We start from the raw sequence: 16,900 nt of genomic DNA, 5'->3' as shown, positions 1-16,900 counted from the left end.
ATCTTCCACCATGACATCCCAAGCCCCAGCCCCAGCGCCCGATCCCGCGCCCGAATCCGAACCCGTCGCGGACGTTGCGGACGTCATGGACATCGTGGACGTCGCGGTGATCGGCGCCGGTCCGACCGGTCTGCTCATCGCCGGAGATCTCGCCGCCGCCGGACTGACCGTCGCCCTGATCGAACGGCGCCCACAGACCGCCGCCAACCTCACGCGCGCCTTCGCCGTCCACGCCCGCACCCTCGAACTCCTCGACGCGCGCGGACTCGCCGACGACCTGGTCGCCACCGGCCGCCCGATCCGGCAACTCCGCCTCTTCGGCGGACTCACCCTCTCCTTGGACACGCTCCCCACCCGCTTCCCGTTCGTCCTCATCACCCCTCAATTTGAGACCGAACGCCTGCTGGAGCGTCGCGCGTTGTCCACAGGTGTGGACTTCCGGTACGACCATGAGCTGATCGCACTGCATCAGGCCGAGGGTCAGGACACCGTCACCCTCAGCCTCCGCACCCCCGCGAACACCACGAACACCACAGGCACCGCGATCACCCTGCACGCCCGACACGTCGTCGGCGCCGACGGCGTCCGCTCCACCGTCCGCCGCGAACTCGGCCTGCCCTTCCCCGGCCACGCCGTGGTCAGCTCGATGGTGCTGGCCGACGTACGCCTGACGGAGGAACCGCCGGACCAGCTCGCCGTCAACAGCAGCGGCCGGGCCTTCGCCTTCCTCGTCCCCTTCGGCGACGGCTGGTACCGGGCCATCGCCTGGCACCGCGACGGCCGGGCCCAGGACGGCGACCCCGTCGACTTCGACGAACTGCGCACCATCACGCGCACCGCCCTCGGCACCGACCACGGCATGCACGACCCCCGCTGGATCTCCCGCTTCCACGCCGACGAACGCCAGGTCCCGCACTACCGCGTGGGCCGCGTCTTCCTCGCCGGCGACGCCGCCCACGTCCACTCCCCCGCGGGCGGCCAGGGCATGAACACCGGCCTCCAGGACGCCGCCAACCTCTCCTGGAAGCTCACGGCCGTCCTCCTCGGACGCGCCCCCGACCCCGAGGCCCTGCTGGACAGCTACGAGGGCGAGCGGCATCCCGTCGGCCGCCTCGTACTGCGCGGCAGCGGCGCCCTGACCAGGATCACGATGGCCACCACCCCGGTCCGCCGCACGGCCCGCAACGTCGGCGCCGCACTGCTGGGACGGATCCGCCCCGCGCGCGACCGCGCGGTCCGCATGGTCTCCGGGATCGGCATCTCCTACCCGCCGCCGCCCGGCGACGCCCGCCCCGTGGGCCGTCGCGCACCCGACGCCGTCCTGCGCGAGGGCAGGCTGTACGAGTTGCTGCGCGCCGGCACCTTCGTCCTGATCACCCCGCCCGGGACGGCTCCCGGAACCGGCGCCACCACCACAACCGCCACAACCGGCGCCACCACAACCGGCACCGAAGGATCCGCCGCCCCGGCACCCCGACCCGCGACGGAGCCGGGGCTCACCCACGCCTCCTGGCGCACCCCCGGACGCAGCGCCTGCGTGCTCGTACGCCCCGACGGTTACGTCGCCTGGTCCGCCCCCGCCCCCACTCCGGCCGAGATCGACCGGGCCGTCGCGCGCTGGATCCTGCGGCCCCAGAAGGAGTAGCGACCCCGGAAGGAGCAAGCGGCCCCAGAAGGAGCGGCGGCCTCAGAAGGAGTAGGAGTCGCCGGTGTCGAGGGCGAGCACCGTGTGCTCGTCGTTGGCGTGGTTGCGGTCGTTCGCGCCGCCGTTCCACCAGGTGTCCACGCGCACCACCACTTCCGACGGCCGCTCCTTCAGCCACAGCCGCAGCCCGATGTGGCGGCCAGGCCCGTGCGCGGGCAGGGCCCCCGTCTCGCACATCACCTCGCGCTGCCCGACCCGGGCGCAGCCCTCCGCCAGCTCCTGGCCGTCGGCGAGGGCCGCGGAGAACCGCAGCCGCAGGGTGGTGTTCGCGAGCGGGGCGGGCCCCTGGTTCTCCGGGACCACCCAGACGGCGAGCCGCCCCGCGGACAGCTTCACCCGCCCGCGGTAGGACACGTCGGCCTCGGGCACCCGCACAGCGGCAGCGGCCCGCTCGGCCCCCGCCCCAGCAGCCGGTGCCACCCCGGCCTGCGCGGCTCCGGTCTGGGCCGCGGCCCCGGCCAGGACCAGCCCGAGGGCCACCACGATTCGTACGACGCCACGGCACACCGCCACCGTCACCACCTCCACGCGCGGAGGCTAACGACCCCCACCCCCCGCCGGTCGGACCATCACACGAACGAGGGCGCGCCCACCGCCATCTGCGATGGGCGCGTGCCAAGGTTGCCCCCATGCTGATCGTCCGCTCCGCGTCCCTGTTCGCCCTCGCCGCCGTCCTGGAGATCGGTGGCGCCTGGCTCGTCTGGCAGGGCGTGCGCGACCACAAGGGCTGGGTCTGGATCGGCGCCGGGGTCATCGCCCTCGGCCTCTACGGCTTCGTGGCCACGCTCCAGCCCGAGGGCGACTTCGCCCGGGTACTGGCCGCGTACGGCGGGGTCTTCGTGGCCGGATCCATCGCCTGGGGCGTGGTCGCCGACGGCTACCGCCCCGACCGCTGGGACATCGCCGGAGCCCTGGTCTGCCTGGCCGGGATGGCCCTGATCATGTACGCCCCGCGCGGCCGCTGAGCGCCCCCCGGGGTCCCGTCCGCATGCCTATGCTGGCCGGGTATCGATCACCCGAACGAGGAGCGCTCCCATGACCCCCCGCATCGCAGTCGTCACCGGGGCGAGCAGCGGAATCGGCGCGGCCACCGCTCGGCAGCTCGCCGGCGCGGGCTACCACGTCGTGCTGACCGCCCGCCGCAAGGACCGCATCGAGCAGCTCGCCGCCGAGATCACCGCGGCCGGCCGGCTCGCCACCGCCCACGCCCTGGACGTGACGGACCGCGCCGCCGTCGACGCCTTCGCCGCGTTCCTGGAGCAGTTCCCCTCCGTCGACGTGCTGGTCAACAACGCGGGCGGGGCCATCGGCGCGGAGCCGGTCGCCACCGGCGACCCGGCCGACTGGCGCACGATGTACGAGGTCAACGTCATCGGCACGCTCAATGTCACCCAGGCCCTGCTCCCGGCCCTGACCGCTTCCGGCGACGGCACCGTCGTGGTCCTGTCCTCGACCGCCGGGCACTCGACGTACGAGGGCGGCGCAGGCTACGTCGCCGCGAAGAACGGCGCCCGCATCCTGGCCGAGACCCTCCGCCTGGAGATCGTCGGCCAGCCGGTCCGCGTGATCGAGATCGCGCCGGGCATGGTCAAGACGGAGGAGTTCGCCACGACCCGCTTCCGCGGTGACGCGGACAAGGCGGCCAAGGTGTACGCGGGCGTCGCCGACCCGCTGTCCGCCGACGACGTGGCCGACACCATCACCTGGGCGGTGACCCGCCCCAGCCACGTCAACATCGACCTGCTGGTGGTCCGCCCGCGCGCCCAGGCCTCGAACACGAAGGTCCACCGCGACCTGTGACACCCGCCGCGTGACCCCGGTCCCGGACGCCGGGGCTACGCCAGCCCGGCCGCCTTGAGCTGGGGCAGGAGGGCCGCAGGCTTCAGCCCTGCGGCCTTCGCCGCGCCCAGCGCCCGCTCCAGGTCGGCCTCCAGCGTGGGCGTGAAGTGCAGCAGCACGATGTCCCCCGCCTGTAGCCGCGGGGTCGGCGGGGTCTGGCTCCAGGTGGTGAAGTCGTAGGTCCAGGTGATCAGCGCCTTCGCCCCGCACGCCTTCGCCGCGAGCCGCACGTCGTCGTTGACGGCCCCGTACGGCGGTCGCAGCAGCTGCGGCGCCCGTCCGAAGGTCCCCCTCAGCTGCTCCCGCCCCCCGCACACCTCCGCGTCCTTCCCGGCCGCGTCGAGCGTGGTCAGGTCCGGGTGGTTGACGGTGTGGTTCTCCACGGTGGCCCGGCCCTGCTCGATGAGGTCCGTGAAGTAGCCGGTGTCGTAGGACGTCGCCCCCGGCAACAGGAACAGGGACACAGGCACCCGCTTGTCGATCAGCGTCCGCGCGGCGGCGGGGTCGTGGTTCCAGCCGTCGTCGATGGTGATGAAGACGACCTTGTCGGTGGTCGGTACGTGCGAGACGACGGGCGGCAGCCCCACGCGCACGACCTCGGAAGCGGACGCGGACGCGGACGCGGAAGCAGCAGCGGAACCAGCAGCGGAAGCAGCCGGATCCCCCGCCCCCGCCACGGCGGATCCGGCCACCCCGAAGGTGAGCGACAGCGAAGCGAACACACCGAGAACCACGCGAGATCTCCACATGGCGCACACCTTGGTCTAGACCAACTCTGACCGTCAACCCCCATGCGACCACCAACAGTTGGCCCCGATCGACCCGCACATACGGAGGGACCCGGACCGTTTGACCGGTCCGGGCCCCTCCACTCCCCCGAGCATTTCGTACGGGCCGCGATCAGCCCTTGACGCAGATGACCTGCTTGAGCTTGGCCACGACCGCGACGAGATCGGTCTGCTGGTCGATGACCTGCTCGATCGACTTGTAGGCGCCCGGGATCTCGTCCACGACCCCGGAGTCCTTGCGGCACTCCACGCCCTTGGTCTGGTCCGCCAGGTCGCGCGCCGAGAACTTCTTCTTCGCCGCGGTCCGGCTCATCTTCCGGCCCGCGCCGTGCGAGGCCGAGTTGAAGGACTTCGCGTTGCCGAGGCCCTTCACGATGTACGAGCCGGTGCCCATCGAACCCGGGATGATCCCGAAGTCGCCGCTGCCCGCGCGGATCGCGCCCTTCCGCGTGACCAGCAGGTCCATGCCGTCGTAACGCTCTTCGGACACGTAGTTGTGGTGACAGCTGATCTCGTGGTCGAAGGAGACCTTCGCCTTGCGGAACTCCTTGCGGACGACCTCCTTGAACAGGCTCATCATCACGGCGCGGTTGTACTTCGCGTACTCCTGCGCCCAGAAGAGGTCGTTGCGGTAGTCCTGCATCTGCGGGGTCGCCGCCAGGAACACCGCGAGGTCGCGGTCCACCAGGTCCTGGTTGTGCGCGAGCCCGCGGGCCACGCCGATGTGGTGTTCGGCCAGCTCGTTGCCGATGTTCCGGGAACCGGAGTGCAGCATCAGCCAGACCGCGCCCGTCTCGTCGAGGCAGAACTCGATGAAGTGGTTGCCACCGCCCAGCGTGCCGATCTGCTTCGCGGCGCGCTCGCGCCGGAACTTGACCGCGTCCGCGATGTAGTCGAAGCGCGACCAGAGGTCGTCGAAGCCGTCGGCCGCGAAGCCGTACAGCCGCGCCGGATCCACCGCCTCCTTGTGCAGGCCCGCCCCGACCGGGATCGCCTGCTCGATCTTCGACCGCAGCCGTGACAGGTCACCGGGTAGGTCGTTGGCCGTCAGCGAGGTGCGGACCGCCGACATGCCACAGCCGATGTCCACGCCCACCGCGGCCGGGCAGACCGCGTCCTTCATGGCGATCACCGAGCCGACGGTGGCGCCCTTGCCGTAGTGCACGTCCGGCATGACGGCCAGGCCCTTGATCCAGGGCAGGGTCGCGACGTTGTGCAGCTGCCGCATCGCACTGTCCTCGACCGTGGACGGATCGGTCCACATCCGGATCGGGACCTTCGCCCCGGGTACCTCTACATACGACATAACGTCCCCAACACCCCGTTAATTACTGAAAAGTCTCAATACGCAAAAAGCCTCGCAACAGGGCCCAAAGACGACATGGGACCGGCGTCAGCACCAGCGTGTGCGATAGACATTGTGTCCACGCGCGGCCCAGCAGCGGCAACGCAATTTCCTGACCCAAGGCCCACCCAGAGCCTGTCGAAAGCCTGTCGAACGGAGCCAGACGACGTGCAGCGCAACGCGGTACGGCAAGTCCTTCCGGGCATCCTGATGCTCACCGCGCTGATGGCCGGGTGCTCCGGCGGCGCCGGAGCCGGGGACACCAGCGACTCCAAAGCGGGCGGCGCCACGCCCGACGCCGCGCCGCCCGGGAAGTACCGCAGCCTGCCCTCGCCCTGCAAGGCGGTCGACGCGAAGCGGCTGAAGGCCATGCTCCCGGCCGCCGCCACGCTCACCTCGGAGCAGCGCGACCAGCTCTACGCCGGGAGCGCGGACACCTCGTACGACGGCGACCGGCGCGTGGGCTGCCGCTGGAAGGCGCAGACCCCCGAGGAGACCCGGCTGCTGTCGGTCGGCTTCGAGCGGGTGGTCTCCTACGACCGCGCCGCCAGCAGCGACGACGACAAGGCGAAGCAGGTGTACGAGCGCCGCCTGACCGACGCCCACCTGCCGGCCCCCGTACCGTCGACCAACCCGACCCCCGGCGCGACCACCAGCCCCGCCCCGGGCACGACACCCGCCCCCGGCCCGGACCCCGGCGCCGCGGCGGTGCCGTCCACCGCACCGTCCACCGCACCGTCCACCGCGCCCTCCACCGCGCCGTCCACCGCAGCCTCGGCCCCGCCCGCCGGCGCCCCCGCCGGTTCGCCCGCCGGCACGCCCGCGCCCTCCACCACGCCCACTCCGCCCGAGCTCGGCTCCCGCGTCCTGGACAGCCTCGGGGACGCCGCCTTCGTCGAGGACCGGCTCAGCGCGGCGGGGTCCGCGGCCCAGTCGCGGACCGTGCGCATCGTCTTCCGCACCGCGAACGTCATCGTCACCGTCGAGTACAGCGTGCAGCCCGCACTGCCCGGCGGGGTCCCCTCCAGCGCGGAAACGCAGGACGAAGCGCACCAGTTGGCCGAGGCACTGGTCGACCGATTCAACGACTGACCCACCACCCGGTGAAGGGCTGCGTGCCTGGTCAGCCGCCGATCGGCGGCTGACCAGCGACTGACCGGTGGGCTCCCGGAGACCTCCGGGACGCACGCGCCGGAGCCCGGCGTGACCGCGGGCACAGCAGGGCGCACCCCGATCGGGCTACCGTTGCCCGGTTCCCCGCGCCCATAGACACACAAACGTACGAAGGAATCATGCACCGATCAGCCTCGCGCCTCACCCGCGTCATCGCCTGCGCAGCCGTCCCGGTGATCCTCGCCGTCTCCGGCTGCTCGTCCGACTCGGGCAAGAGCGCAGACACGGGCAAGAAGTCCGACTCGTCCGCTTCGTCCAAGTCGCCGAGCACGAAGCCGTCGTCCGCCCCCGAGAAGGCCGCCTTCGCCACGCTGCCCGACCCGTGCAAGACGATCCAGAGCAAGACCATCGAGGCCCTCGTCCCGAAGGCCAAGGACAAGAACGGCAACGCCACCAAGTCGAACGACCTGACCAGCCGCGCCAGCTGCTCCTGGAACGGCCTGGACGAGAACGGCCTCAAGGGCTCGGACTACCGCTGGCTCGCGGTCTCCCTGGTCCGCTACGACTCGCACGAGTCCCTGGGCAGCGGCAACAAGCGCGCCGAGGAGCAGTACAACAAGCAGCTCCAGACCGCGAAGGCCGTCGAAGGCGCCCAGAACGTGAAGAACGACCAGGTGGGAGGCGTCGGCGACCAGGGCACCTCGGTCACCTACGCCACCAAGAAGGACGGCGCCGACTTCTTCAACACCACGGTCATCGTGCGCACGCAGAACGTCGTCGTCTCCCTCGACTACAACGGCGCCGCCTACGAGGGCGCCGCCGCCCCCGACCAGGCGAAGCTGCTGGAGAGCGCGGTCGCCGCGATCCGCGAAGCCGTGAACGCGGTCTCCGCCGCCGGTGAGAAGCCGGCGTCCTCGGACGCGCCCTCCGAGTCGGCCTCCCCGTCCTCGTCGGCGTCGGCCGTCTCCTCCTGACCTGGCCGAAGGGGCGAACCGACCTGGGCGAAGGGGCGAACGGGGGCGCGGAGCAGGGGACATCGCGTCACCCGTACGCTGTGCCTGCCATAGCTCGATAGTGGGAGGGGATCGCGGGTGGCCGCGATGCAGCTGACTCGTACGCACCGGATACTCATCGGCGTCGTCGTCGCCGGCGCCGTCGTCATCGCGGGAATCGGCTTCGCCGGTTCCTACGCCGCGGTGCGCGCGCTGGCGCTGCAGAAGGGGTTCGGCAGCTTCTCGCTGGTGTTCCCGATCGGCATCGACATGGGCATCTGCGTGCTGCTCGCGCTCGACCTGCTCCTGACGTGGATCCGCATCCCCTTCCCGCTTCTGCGCCAGACCGCGTGGCTGCTGACCGCCGCCACGATCGCGTTCAACGGCGCGGCGGCCTGGCCCGACCCGCTGGGCGTCGGCATGCACGCCGTCATCCCGATCCTGTTCGTGGTGACCGTCGAAGCGGCCCGGCACGCGGTGGGGCGGATCGCCGACATCACCGCGGACCGGCACATGGAGGGCGTGCGGATCACCCGCTGGCTGCTCTCGCCGATCCCCACCTTCAAGCTGTGGCGCCGGATGAAGCTGTGGGAGCTGCGCTCCTACGAGCAGGCGGTCGGCATGGAACAGGACCGGCTCATCTACCAGGCCCGCCTCCAGGCCCGCTACGGCCGCGCCTGGCGCCGCAAGGCCCCCGTCGAGGCCCTCATGCCGCTGCGCCTGGCCCGCATAGGCGTCCCGCTGTCCCAGACCGTCCCCGAGGGCCTGGCGGCCGCGGGCATCGAGCCCGCGCTGCTGCCCCCGGTCAGCGTCCCGGTCGCGGTCGCGGACCCCGAGGCGGGCCCGGCGGCCCTGGAGGCGCACCGGGCGCACACCGCACCGGGCGCGCACCCGCAGCCCACGGCCGCGCAGCAGGCGGTACCCGGCCCGCGGCTGCCCGTCACCGGCCCCGGCACAGGCACAGGCCCCGGCACCGCCGCCGGCCCTGTCCCCGCGCCCGGCCCCGGGCACGCCCCGCCGGCCTTCGCGGTCGACCCCACGGCGATGCCCGCGGCCCACAACAGCGCCTGGTTCGCGGCCCCGCTGGCCCCGCAGGCCGCGTACGAGGGCGGCTACAACCCGCAGTACGTCGAGGGCCTGGAGCCCACCCCGGTCCTTCCCCCCACCGGCCCGGACGCCCAGGCACAGGACCCGGCGGACCCGCAGCAGCCCCCGCAGCCCCAGCCGGCCCCCCAGCCCCAGGCAGCGGCACCGACGGCAGCACCGGCACCGACGCCTTCGCCACAGGACGAGAGCCCGGTCGACGAGGTGAAGTTCGCCGAGGCGGCGTACGAGGTCTTCCGCACCTACGTCGACGAGCACGGCAACTGGCCGAGCCCGGAGCAGCTCGACATACACCTCTCGGACGGCCACGGCATCGTCCACCCGCGCAGCGCCACCACGCTCAAGCGGCTGATGCCCGAGCTGAAGCAGCGCTACCAGACCGACCTGGAGAACGAGCACATCGCGTAGCCCGGCACGCGCTACGCGGAAAGGGCCCGCATCCCCCGGTCGATCGGGGGATGCGGGCCCTTTCCGTGTGCGTACGTACGGTCAGACCGCCAGCAGCTTGCGCACCCGGTCCGCCCCGACCGCGAGCAGCAGCGTGGGCAGGCGCGGACCGGTCTCCCGGGTCACCAGCAGTCGGTAGAGCAGCGCGAAGAACGTCCGCTGCGCGACCTTCAGCTCCGGCGTCGGCTTGGCGTCCGGCTCCAGGCCCGCCATCACCTTCGGCACGCCGTAGACGAGCGTGGTCAGGCCGTCGAGCGACCAGTGCGAGTCCAGGCCCTCCAGGAGCAGCCGCAGCGACTCCCGGCCCTCGTCGTCCAGCGAGCCGAGCAGCTCCGCGTCGGGCTCCTCGCGCACCAGCGTGCGCTGGTCGGCCGGGACCTGGGTGGTGATCCAGTTCTCGGCGCGGTCCAGACGCGGGCGCACCTCGTCCAGCGAGCCCAGCGGGTTCGCCGGGTCGAGGTCGTTCAGGATCCGGACCGTCTGCTCGTCGTGCCCGCCCGTGATGTCCACGACCGAGGCGAGCGTGCGGTACGGCAGCGGCCGCGGCGTGCGCGGCAGCTCACCGGCGGCGGTCCGCACGGCGCGCGCGTGCGAGGCGGCGTCGGCGGGCAGCACGCTGCCGTCGGCGACCTTGGACTCCAGCTTGTCCCACTCGTCGTAGAGCCGCTGGATCTCCTGGTCGAAGGCGATCTTGAAGGACTGGTTCGGCCTGCGGCGGGCGTACAGCCAGCGCAGCAGCTGCGGCTCCATGATCTTCAGCGCGTCGGCCGGGGTCGGGACCCCGCCCTTGCTGGAGGACATCTTCGCCATGCCGCTGATGCCGACGAACGCGTACATCGGGCCGATCGGCTGCTCGCCACCGAAGAGCCCGACGATCTGCCCGCCGACCTGGAAGGAGGAGCCGGGCGAGGAGTGGTCGACGCCCGAGGGCTCGAAGACCACGCCCTCGAAGGCCCAGCGCATCGGCCAGTCGACCTTCCAGACCAGCTTGCCGCGGTTGAACTCGCTGAGCTTGACCGTCTCGGTGAACTCGTCCTCGGTGCAGACGTAGGTGAGCTCGGTGCTCTCGTCGTCGTAGGCGGTGACCTTGGTGAAGTCCTTGCCGCACTCGGCGCAGTACGGCTTGTACGGGAAGTACTCCGTACCGTCCGCGCTGCCGTCGTCCTCGGCGGCGGCGCCCGAGCCCTCGGCGGCCTCCAGCTCTGCCTCGTCGACCTGCTTCTGCTGCGGCTTCTTGCCGCCCGGCTTCTGCTTGGTCCGGTACTGGTCGAGGATCGCGTCGATGTCGGCGCGGTGCTTCATCGCGAACAGCACCTGGTCGCGGTAGGTACCGGCGGTGTACTGCTCGGTCTGGCTGATCGGGTCGTACTCGACGCCCAGCTCGGCCAGCGCCTCGACCATGGCGGCCTTGAAGTGCTCGGACCAGTTCGGGTACGCGGAACCCTCGGGCGCGGGCACGGCGGTCAGCGGGCGGCCGATGTGCTGGGCGTGGGACTCCTCGGTGACGCCGGGGATGCCCTTGGGCACCTTGCGGTACCGGTCGTAGTCGTCCCACGAGATCAGGTGGCGGACCTCGAAGCCCCGGCGGCGGATCTCGTCCGCGACCAGGTGCGGGGTCATGACCTCGCGGAGGTTGCCCAGGTGGATCGGGCCGGAGGGGGAGAGTCCGGACGCGACGACGATGACCGGAGCGGTAGCGACTGATGTTGCCGTGCCCGGGGCTCGGCGCTCCGCCTCGGCGATGACCTCGTCCGCGAAACGGGAGACCCAATCGGTCTCGGTGTTGCTCTGGGCGCTCTGAGCCACGTCACGTCCTTCTATCTCGAATGCCGGCTTCGGCCATTCTCCCAGACGGAAGACAACGCTCCGGGGTTGCTCCCGCCCCCTGACATCACGCCCGGCGTCCCGCCCGATATCCCGGGAAGCGCCGGGCCCCCGCATGGGATACTCGGTCCTTGTCGGAACCCCCAAGAACAAGCCCAAGAACAAGCCCAAGAACACGCTCGCGCACGACCTCACAGGAACGGCAGCTCATGGCCTCGGTCCCTTCCCTCGCTTCCTCCGTCAACCAGCGCGTCGCCGACGCACTCGCCTCCGCCCTGCCGGACGCCGGTGCGAGCGACCCGCTGCTGCGACGAAGCGACCGGGCCGACTTCCAGGCCAACGGCATCCTGGCGCTCGCGAAGAAGGCCAAGGCCAATCCGCGCGAGCTCGCGACGACCGTGGTCGAGGGCATCCCCACCGGTGACCTGATCAAGGAGATCGAGGTCTCCGGCCCCGGCTTCCTCAACATCACCCTCACCGACCGCGCGATCGTCGAGACCCTGGCGGCCCGCGCCGCCGACGCGCGCCTGGGCGTGCCGCTCTCGCCGACCGCGGGCACCACGGTCATCGACTACGCCCAGCCGAACGTGGCCAAGGAGATGCACGTCGGCCACCTGCGCTCCGCCGTGATCGGCGCCGCGATGGTCGAGATCCTGGAGTTCACCGGCGAGAGCGTGGTCCGGCGCCACCACATCGGCGACTGGGGCACGCAGTTCGGCATGCTCATCCAGTACCTGATCGAGCACCCGCACGAGCTGGACCACGACGCCGCGGCCGGCGGCGCGGAGATCTCCGGCGAGGAGGCGATGTCCAGCCTCAACCGCCTCTACAAGGCCTCGCGCGCCCTCTTCGACTCCGACGAGGAGTTCAAGACCCGGGCCCGCGCCCGCGTCGTGGACCTCCAGGCGGGCGAGCCGGAGACCCTGGCCCTGTGGCAGCGGTTCGTCGACGAGTCGAAGATCTACTTCTACTCCGTCTTCAACAAGCTGGACATGGACATCCAGGACCCCGACGTGGTCGGAGAGTCCGGTTACAACGACATGCTGGTGGAGACCTGCCGCCTGCTGGAGGAGTCGGGCGTCGCCGTCCGCTCCAACGGCGCGCTGTGCGTCTTCTTCGAGGACGTCAAGGGCCCGGACGGCAACCCGACCCCGCTGATCGTCCAGAAGTCCGACGGCGGCTTCGGCTACGCGGCGACCGACCTGTCCGCGATCCGCGACCGGGTGGGCAACCTCAAGGCGTCGACCCTGCTGTACGTCGTGGACGCGCGCCAGTCCCTGCACTTCAAGATGGTCTTCGAGACGGCCCGCCGCGCCGGCTGGCTGAACGAGGACACCAAGGCCGTCCAGCTCGCCTTCGGCACCGTCCTCGGCAAGGACGGCAAGCCGTTCAAGACCCGTGAGGGCGAGACCGTCCGGCTGGTGGACCTCCTCGACGAGGCCGTCGAGCGGGCGACCGCGGTGGTGCGCGAGAAGGCCGAGAAGGTCGGCCTGACCGAGGCCGAGATCGTCGAGAACGGCCAGTACGTCGGCATCGGCGCGGTGAAGTACGCGGACCTGTCCACCTCGGCCGCGCGCGACTACAAGTTCGACCTGGACCAGATGGTCTCGCTCAACGGCGACACCTCCGTCTACCTCCAGTACGCGTACGCCCGCATCCGCTCCATCCTGCGCAAGGCGGGCGAGCGCGGCCCGCTGGCCCACCCGGAGCTGGAGCTGGCCCCGGCCGAGCGCGCGCTGGGCCTGCACCTGGACGGTTTCGGCGAGCTGATCGAGGAGGCCGCCGCCGAGTACGCCCCGCACAAGCTGGCCGCGTACCTCTACCAGCTGTCCTCCCTGTTCAGCACCTTCTACGAGCAGTGCCCGGTCATCAAGCCCGAGCCGGAGCTCGCCGTCGGCGAGAACCGCCTCTTCCTGGCCGACCTGACCGCCAGCACCCTCGCCAAGGGCATGTCCCTCCTGGGCATCCGCACCCCCGAGAAGCTCTGACACACCACCCCGACGGCCCCCGACGCACCCGCGCCGGGGGCCGTCGCGTTTCGTGGGACGCCGCGTGACACGCAACCGCGATCCCGTCTTCGTCCACGGCTCGGCGTGCCGCACTCAGCCGGCGGAACTCAGCTCGGCCGACACCCGGGAGCGGATCCGCGCGACGACGTCCTCGACGGACGGGGTCGCCGCCTCCTCCTCCAGCAAGGTCCGGACATATGCCTGGAGAGACTGGCGGCTACGCGCTGCTCGTACCTTCAGCTCGGCGAGCGCCTCGTCGGACAGGTCGCGGATGTACAAGGTGGCCATGCGACAAGGATGGTGGCCGCGCGAGCATTCGGCCAGCACGCACCCTCACCCGTACGGCCCGGTTCGGTCGGTACAGGGTGGGTAGGGGACCGCCCGTCCATCCCCGAGCAGTCCCCACCCGGAGGCATCCGTGCCCGACATGAGCGGCCCCTACAAGCCCGGCACCCCGTGTTGGATCGACCTGATGGTCCCCGACCAGCAGGCCGCCCTCGACTTCTACAGCGACCTCCTCGGCTGGCAGGGCGAGGTCGGCCCGCCCGAGACCGGCGGCTACTCCGTCTGCACCCTCAAGGGCAAGCCCGTCGCCGGCATCATGAAGGCGTCGAACCCGGACGGCACCGTCCCCGACCCGATGCCCCCGACCGTGTGGACGACGTACCTGTCCACGGACAACATCGACGGCACCCTCAAGTCCGTCAGCGACGGCGGCGGCACCGTCATGATGGGCCCGATGGACGTCATGGACCTCGGCCGGATGGCGGTCATCGCCGACCCGACGGGCGCGGTCGTCGGCCTGTGGCAGCCCGGCACCTTCGACGGCGCGGGCATCGTCAACGAGCACGGGGCGCTCATCTGGAACGAGCTGGTCACCTCCGACCTCGCGGCCGCCTCGGCGTTCTACTCGTCCGTCCTGCCCGTCACCACCGCCGTCTCCGAGATGCCGGGGGCCGACGGGTACGTCGAGTTCAAGGTCGACGGCCGCGAGGTCGGCGGGATGATGGACCTGTCCTCGCTCCCGCCGGGCGTCCCCCCGCACTGGCAGGCGTACTTCCACGTCGACAACGTGGACGAGGTCCAGGCCGCCGCCGTCCGCGCCGGCGGCAGCGTCCTCGCCCCCGCCTTCGACATGGCGGCGGGCCGCATGGCAGTCCTCGCCGACCCCCAGGGCGGCGCCTTCTCGGTCATCACGGCGTCGATGCCGCAGTAGCCGGTCAGCGGCTCAGTGGTTGAGCGGGTAGGAGTGCCGGCCGGTCGCCGCGTCGATCTCGCCGTGCGCCTTCTGCAACAGCTGGGACGCGATGTCCATCAGCGCCCGCGCGCCCGCGATCTCCTCTCCGACCCTCAGCTGTTCCGGGTCGGAGGGGTGTCGCATGGCGTAGCCGCGCCCCTTCACCTCCGAGCCGTCGGCCAGCCTGAGCAGCGCCGCCGTGTTGGTGCGGTGGCCGTCCTCGGTGAATTCCAGTTCCACATGCCATCCGGCGAGCGTGGACATGACGCACCACCTCCAAGGCTCTGTCCCTCCAGCCTGCGCCCCGCCCCGCGCTAGAGCCAGTCGAAGCGGGCCGTGGCCGCCCGGCGCCAGCGCTCCACCACCCGCAGCGGGGGCTGATCAGGCCCCGGCAGGCAGGCCCGCAGCCACGGCACGTCGAGGTGGGTGTCCTCCAGCCGCACGCCGTCCGTGTCGACCTCCTCCAGGGAGCGGTCCCGTCCGTAGGCGGCTATCCGCAGCCCCGAGAGCCCCGCCCGCGGCCAGACGGCGGCCGCCACCACCAGCCGCCCGCCCCCACCCCGGGTTCGGGCTCGGGTCGGCGGCCACGGCCCGGTCGACTCCCTTACGTACACGGCGCATTCGGCGCCCAGCCGCGACAGGTACCGGGTCAGGTCCGCCGACCCGCCCTCGTCGGGGAACCAGCCCAGCGCCTCCACCTTCGGCGCCTGGAAGGCCCATATTCGGCGCTGGAGGGCGTCGTGCAGCCGCATGGTGGCGCACGCCCGGCGGAAGGCCTGCCACTGGACGCGTTCCAGGTACTCGAAGGGCTCCGGCGCGGGGGCGGACTCGTCACCGGTCATGGGTCCAAGTGTGGCCCGCGCCGGGCCCGTTGAGAAAGCGAGATCTAGCGCCGGGGCGCCAGGGATCCGCTCAGCGCGCCTCGCGCAGCCAGCCGGCGACCTCGGTCGCCCAGTAGGTGAGGATCGTGTCGGCGCCGGCGCGCTTGATGCCGGTCAGCGTCTCCAGGATGGCCCGGTCGCGCTCGATCCAGCCCTTCTCGGCCGCCGCCTCGATCATCGCGAACTCGCCGCTGATCTGGTACGCCGCCACCGGCACGTCCACCGCCTGCGCGACCCGGTACAGGATGTCCAGGTAGGGCCCCGCCGGCTTCACCATGACCATGTCGGCGCCCTCTTCGAGGTCGAGCGCCAGCTCGCGCATCGACTCGCGGGAGTTCGCCGGGTCCTGCTGGTACGTCTTGCGGTCGCCCTGGAGCGAGGAGCCGACGGCCTCGCGGAAGGGACCGTAGAAGGCGGAGGTGTACTTCGCCGTGTACGCCAGGATCGCGACGTCCTCGTGGCCCGTCTCGTCCAGGGCGTCGCGGACCACGCCGACCTGCCCGTCCATCATGCCGCTGGGGCCCACCACGTGGACGCCCGCGTCGGCCTGGACCTGCGCCATCTCGGCGTACCGCTCCAGCGTCGCGTCGTTGTCGACCCGGCCCTGCGCGTCGAGCACCCCGCAGTGACCGTGGTCGGTGAACTCGTCGAGGCAGAGGTCCGACATGATCACGAGGTCGTCGCCGACCTCGGCCTTCACGTCGCGGATCGCGAGCTGGAGGATGCCGTCCGGCTCCGTGCCCGCCGTCCCGAGCGCGTCCTTCTTCTCGTCCGCCGGGACGCCGAAGAGCATGATGCCCGCGACGCCCGCCTCGACGGCCTCCGCGGCGGCCTTCCGCAGCGTGTCCCGGGTGTGCTGGACCACGCCCGGCATCGCGGAGATCGCGACGGGCTCGCTGATGCCCTCCCGGACGAAGGCCGGCAGGATCAGGTCCGAGGGGTGCAGCCGGTTCTCCGCGACCATCCGCCGCATGGCGGGGGTGCTGCGCAGCCTGCGGGGCCGCGAGCCGGGGAAGGATCCGTACGCGCTCATCTTCAGTCGCCTCTTCGAGCATCGACAGCAGTCGTGACCCAGCCTAGGGGGTCCCGACCGGCCTCCTCCCCGAGCCCGAACTCGCACCACACCACCTTCCCCGGCACCCGCACCCCGACCCCCCACCGGTCCGCCAGCGCCGCCACGAGCAACAGCCCGCGCCCGCCCTCGGCCTCCAGGTCCCGTTCCTGCACGCACGGCCGTCCGCCCCCGCTGTCGTGCACCTCGACCCGTACGAGCCCCCCGAACCGCAGCAGCCTGAGCCGGTACCCGCGCCCGGGTGGCACCCCGCGCAGCACGGCGTTGGTCGCCAGCTCGCTCACGCAGAGCAACAGGTCATCCTGGCGGCATGTCACACCCCACCTGTCCAATGTCACTTCCGCAAACTCCCTGGCAGAGCGGACGGTTCGGCGGCTGCGGGGGTAGCACCGCTCGCGCAGCAGGGCGGCATCGATTTCCGGAATCACGCCGAAATCGTCGCGGTGCGTGACTAGCGTGGAGGAGGTGAGCGACCCGTACTCCTTCATGAGTACGGGTAGGCACGGCTATCTCTCGCGCCCGAACGGGGAGTTCACAGACATGC

17 protein-coding genes are annotated in these 16,900 nt (G+C 71.5%); 8 read left to right on the top strand and 9 right to left on the bottom strand.

Features of this window, described 5'->3' with window-relative positions:
* Positions 1-10 precede the first annotated feature (10 nt).
* Positions 11-1,645, top strand: a complete 1,635-nt coding sequence (locus ACIBEA_RS23695) for an FAD-dependent oxidoreductase (RefSeq protein ID WP_399264038.1) — start codon at positions 11-13, stop codon at positions 1,643-1,645.
* A 42-nt stretch (positions 1,646-1,687) separates the two neighbouring features.
* Here ACIBEA_RS23695 and ACIBEA_RS23690 read toward each other — a convergent pair whose 3' ends face one another.
* Positions 1,688-2,233: a hypothetical protein gene (locus ACIBEA_RS23690; RefSeq protein WP_399264036.1), complete on the bottom strand. Its 546-nt coding sequence runs from the start codon at positions 2,231-2,233 to the stop codon at positions 1,688-1,690.
* 101 nt (positions 2,234-2,334) lie between these two features.
* On the opposite strand from ACIBEA_RS23690, the gene ACIBEA_RS23685 reads away from it, so the two are divergent.
* On the top strand, positions 2,335-2,670 hold the full coding sequence (locus tag ACIBEA_RS23685) for a YnfA family protein (protein WP_399264034.1): 336 nt from the start codon (positions 2,335-2,337) through the stop codon (positions 2,668-2,670).
* A 70-nt stretch (positions 2,671-2,740) separates the two neighbouring features.
* Positions 2,741-3,505 (top strand): SDR family NAD(P)-dependent oxidoreductase, encoded by a 765-nt coding sequence (locus ACIBEA_RS23680; RefSeq protein WP_399264032.1) that lies wholly within the window; start codon positions 2,741-2,743, stop codon positions 3,503-3,505.
* A gap of 35 nt (positions 3,506-3,540) precedes the next feature.
* On the opposite strand, the gene ACIBEA_RS23675 is transcribed toward ACIBEA_RS23680, so the two are convergent.
* Positions 3,541-4,293, bottom strand: coding sequence for a polysaccharide deacetylase family protein (locus ACIBEA_RS23675; protein WP_399264031.1), 753 nt, complete (start codon positions 4,291-4,293; stop codon positions 3,541-3,543).
* Positions 4,294-4,444: 151 nt separating this feature from the next.
* Positions 4,445-5,638, bottom strand: a complete 1,194-nt coding sequence (locus ACIBEA_RS23670) for an RtcB family protein (RefSeq protein ID WP_399264029.1) — start codon at positions 5,636-5,638, stop codon at positions 4,445-4,447.
* 207 nt (positions 5,639-5,845) lie between these two features.
* Between ACIBEA_RS23670 and ACIBEA_RS23665 the strand changes: the two genes are divergently transcribed.
* The 3 genes from ACIBEA_RS23665 (at position 5,846) to ACIBEA_RS23655 (ending at position 9,294) form a co-directional block, all read left to right on the top strand.
* Positions 5,846-6,769: a DUF3558 domain-containing protein gene (locus ACIBEA_RS23665; protein ID WP_399264027.1), complete on the top strand. Its 924-nt coding sequence runs from the start codon at positions 5,846-5,848 to the stop codon at positions 6,767-6,769.
* A gap of 200 nt (positions 6,770-6,969) precedes the next feature.
* Positions 6,970-7,764, top strand: coding sequence for a DUF3558 family protein (locus tag ACIBEA_RS23660; protein ID WP_399264025.1), 795 nt, complete (start codon positions 6,970-6,972; stop codon positions 7,762-7,764).
* Positions 7,765-7,881: 117 nt separating this feature from the next.
* On the top strand, positions 7,882-9,294 hold the full coding sequence (locus ACIBEA_RS23655) for a DUF2637 domain-containing protein (protein WP_399264023.1): 1,413 nt from the start codon (positions 7,882-7,884) through the stop codon (positions 9,292-9,294).
* An 81-nt stretch (positions 9,295-9,375) separates the two neighbouring features.
* On the opposite strand, the gene lysS is transcribed toward ACIBEA_RS23655, so the two are convergent.
* Positions 9,376-11,139, bottom strand: coding sequence for a lysine--tRNA ligase (lysS, locus tag ACIBEA_RS23650; RefSeq protein ID WP_399264022.1), 1,764 nt, complete (start codon positions 11,137-11,139; stop codon positions 9,376-9,378).
* Positions 11,140-11,366: 227 nt separating this feature from the next.
* Here lysS and argS point away from each other — a divergent pair, with 227 nt between their 5' ends.
* Entirely contained in the window at positions 11,367-13,145 is a 1,779-nt protein-coding gene (gene argS / locus ACIBEA_RS23645; RefSeq protein WP_399264020.1) for an arginine--tRNA ligase, read from the top strand.
* A 114-nt stretch (positions 13,146-13,259) separates the two neighbouring features.
* On the opposite strand, the gene ACIBEA_RS23640 is transcribed toward argS, so the two are convergent.
* Positions 13,260-13,454 (bottom strand): FitA-like ribbon-helix-helix domain-containing protein, encoded by a 195-nt coding sequence (locus tag ACIBEA_RS23640; protein WP_399264018.1) that lies wholly within the window; start codon positions 13,452-13,454, stop codon positions 13,260-13,262.
* Positions 13,455-13,593: 139 nt separating this feature from the next.
* Between ACIBEA_RS23640 and ACIBEA_RS23635 the strand changes: the two genes are divergently transcribed.
* Positions 13,594-14,382, top strand: coding sequence for a VOC family protein (locus tag ACIBEA_RS23635; protein WP_399264391.1), 789 nt, complete (start codon positions 13,594-13,596; stop codon positions 14,380-14,382).
* A 12-nt stretch (positions 14,383-14,394) separates the two neighbouring features.
* Here the strand turns inward: ACIBEA_RS23635 and ACIBEA_RS23630 are convergent, their stop codons facing one another.
* The 4 genes from ACIBEA_RS23630 to ACIBEA_RS23615 all read right to left on the bottom strand — a co-directional run bounded on the left by ACIBEA_RS23630 (position 14,395) and on the right by ACIBEA_RS23615 (position 16,844).
* Entirely contained in the window at positions 14,395-14,667 is a 273-nt protein-coding gene (locus ACIBEA_RS23630) for a DUF1876 domain-containing protein (protein WP_399264016.1), read from the bottom strand.
* A 50-nt stretch (positions 14,668-14,717) separates the two neighbouring features.
* Positions 14,718-15,245 carry a hypothetical protein gene (locus tag ACIBEA_RS23625; RefSeq protein WP_399264014.1) on the bottom strand — a complete coding sequence of 176 codons (528 nt, stop codon included), beginning with the start codon at positions 15,243-15,245 and terminating at the stop codon, positions 14,718-14,720.
* Between the two features lie 70 nt (positions 15,246-15,315).
* On the bottom strand, positions 15,316-16,317 hold the full coding sequence (gene hemB, locus ACIBEA_RS23620; protein WP_399264012.1) for a porphobilinogen synthase: 1,002 nt from the start codon (positions 16,315-16,317) through the stop codon (positions 15,316-15,318).
* Between the two features lie 2 nt (positions 16,318-16,319).
* On the bottom strand, positions 16,320-16,844 hold the full coding sequence (locus tag ACIBEA_RS23615; protein ID WP_399264010.1) for an ATP-binding protein: 525 nt from the start codon (positions 16,842-16,844) through the stop codon (positions 16,320-16,322).
* Between the last annotated feature and the right edge of the window lie 56 nt (positions 16,845-16,900).

Source organism: Streptomyces sp. NPDC051555 (genome assembly GCF_044454405.1).
Classification (GTDB): Bacteria; Actinomycetota; Actinomycetes; order Streptomycetales; family Streptomycetaceae; genus Streptomyces.
This window is presented reverse-complemented; position numbering and strand designations above follow the sequence as displayed.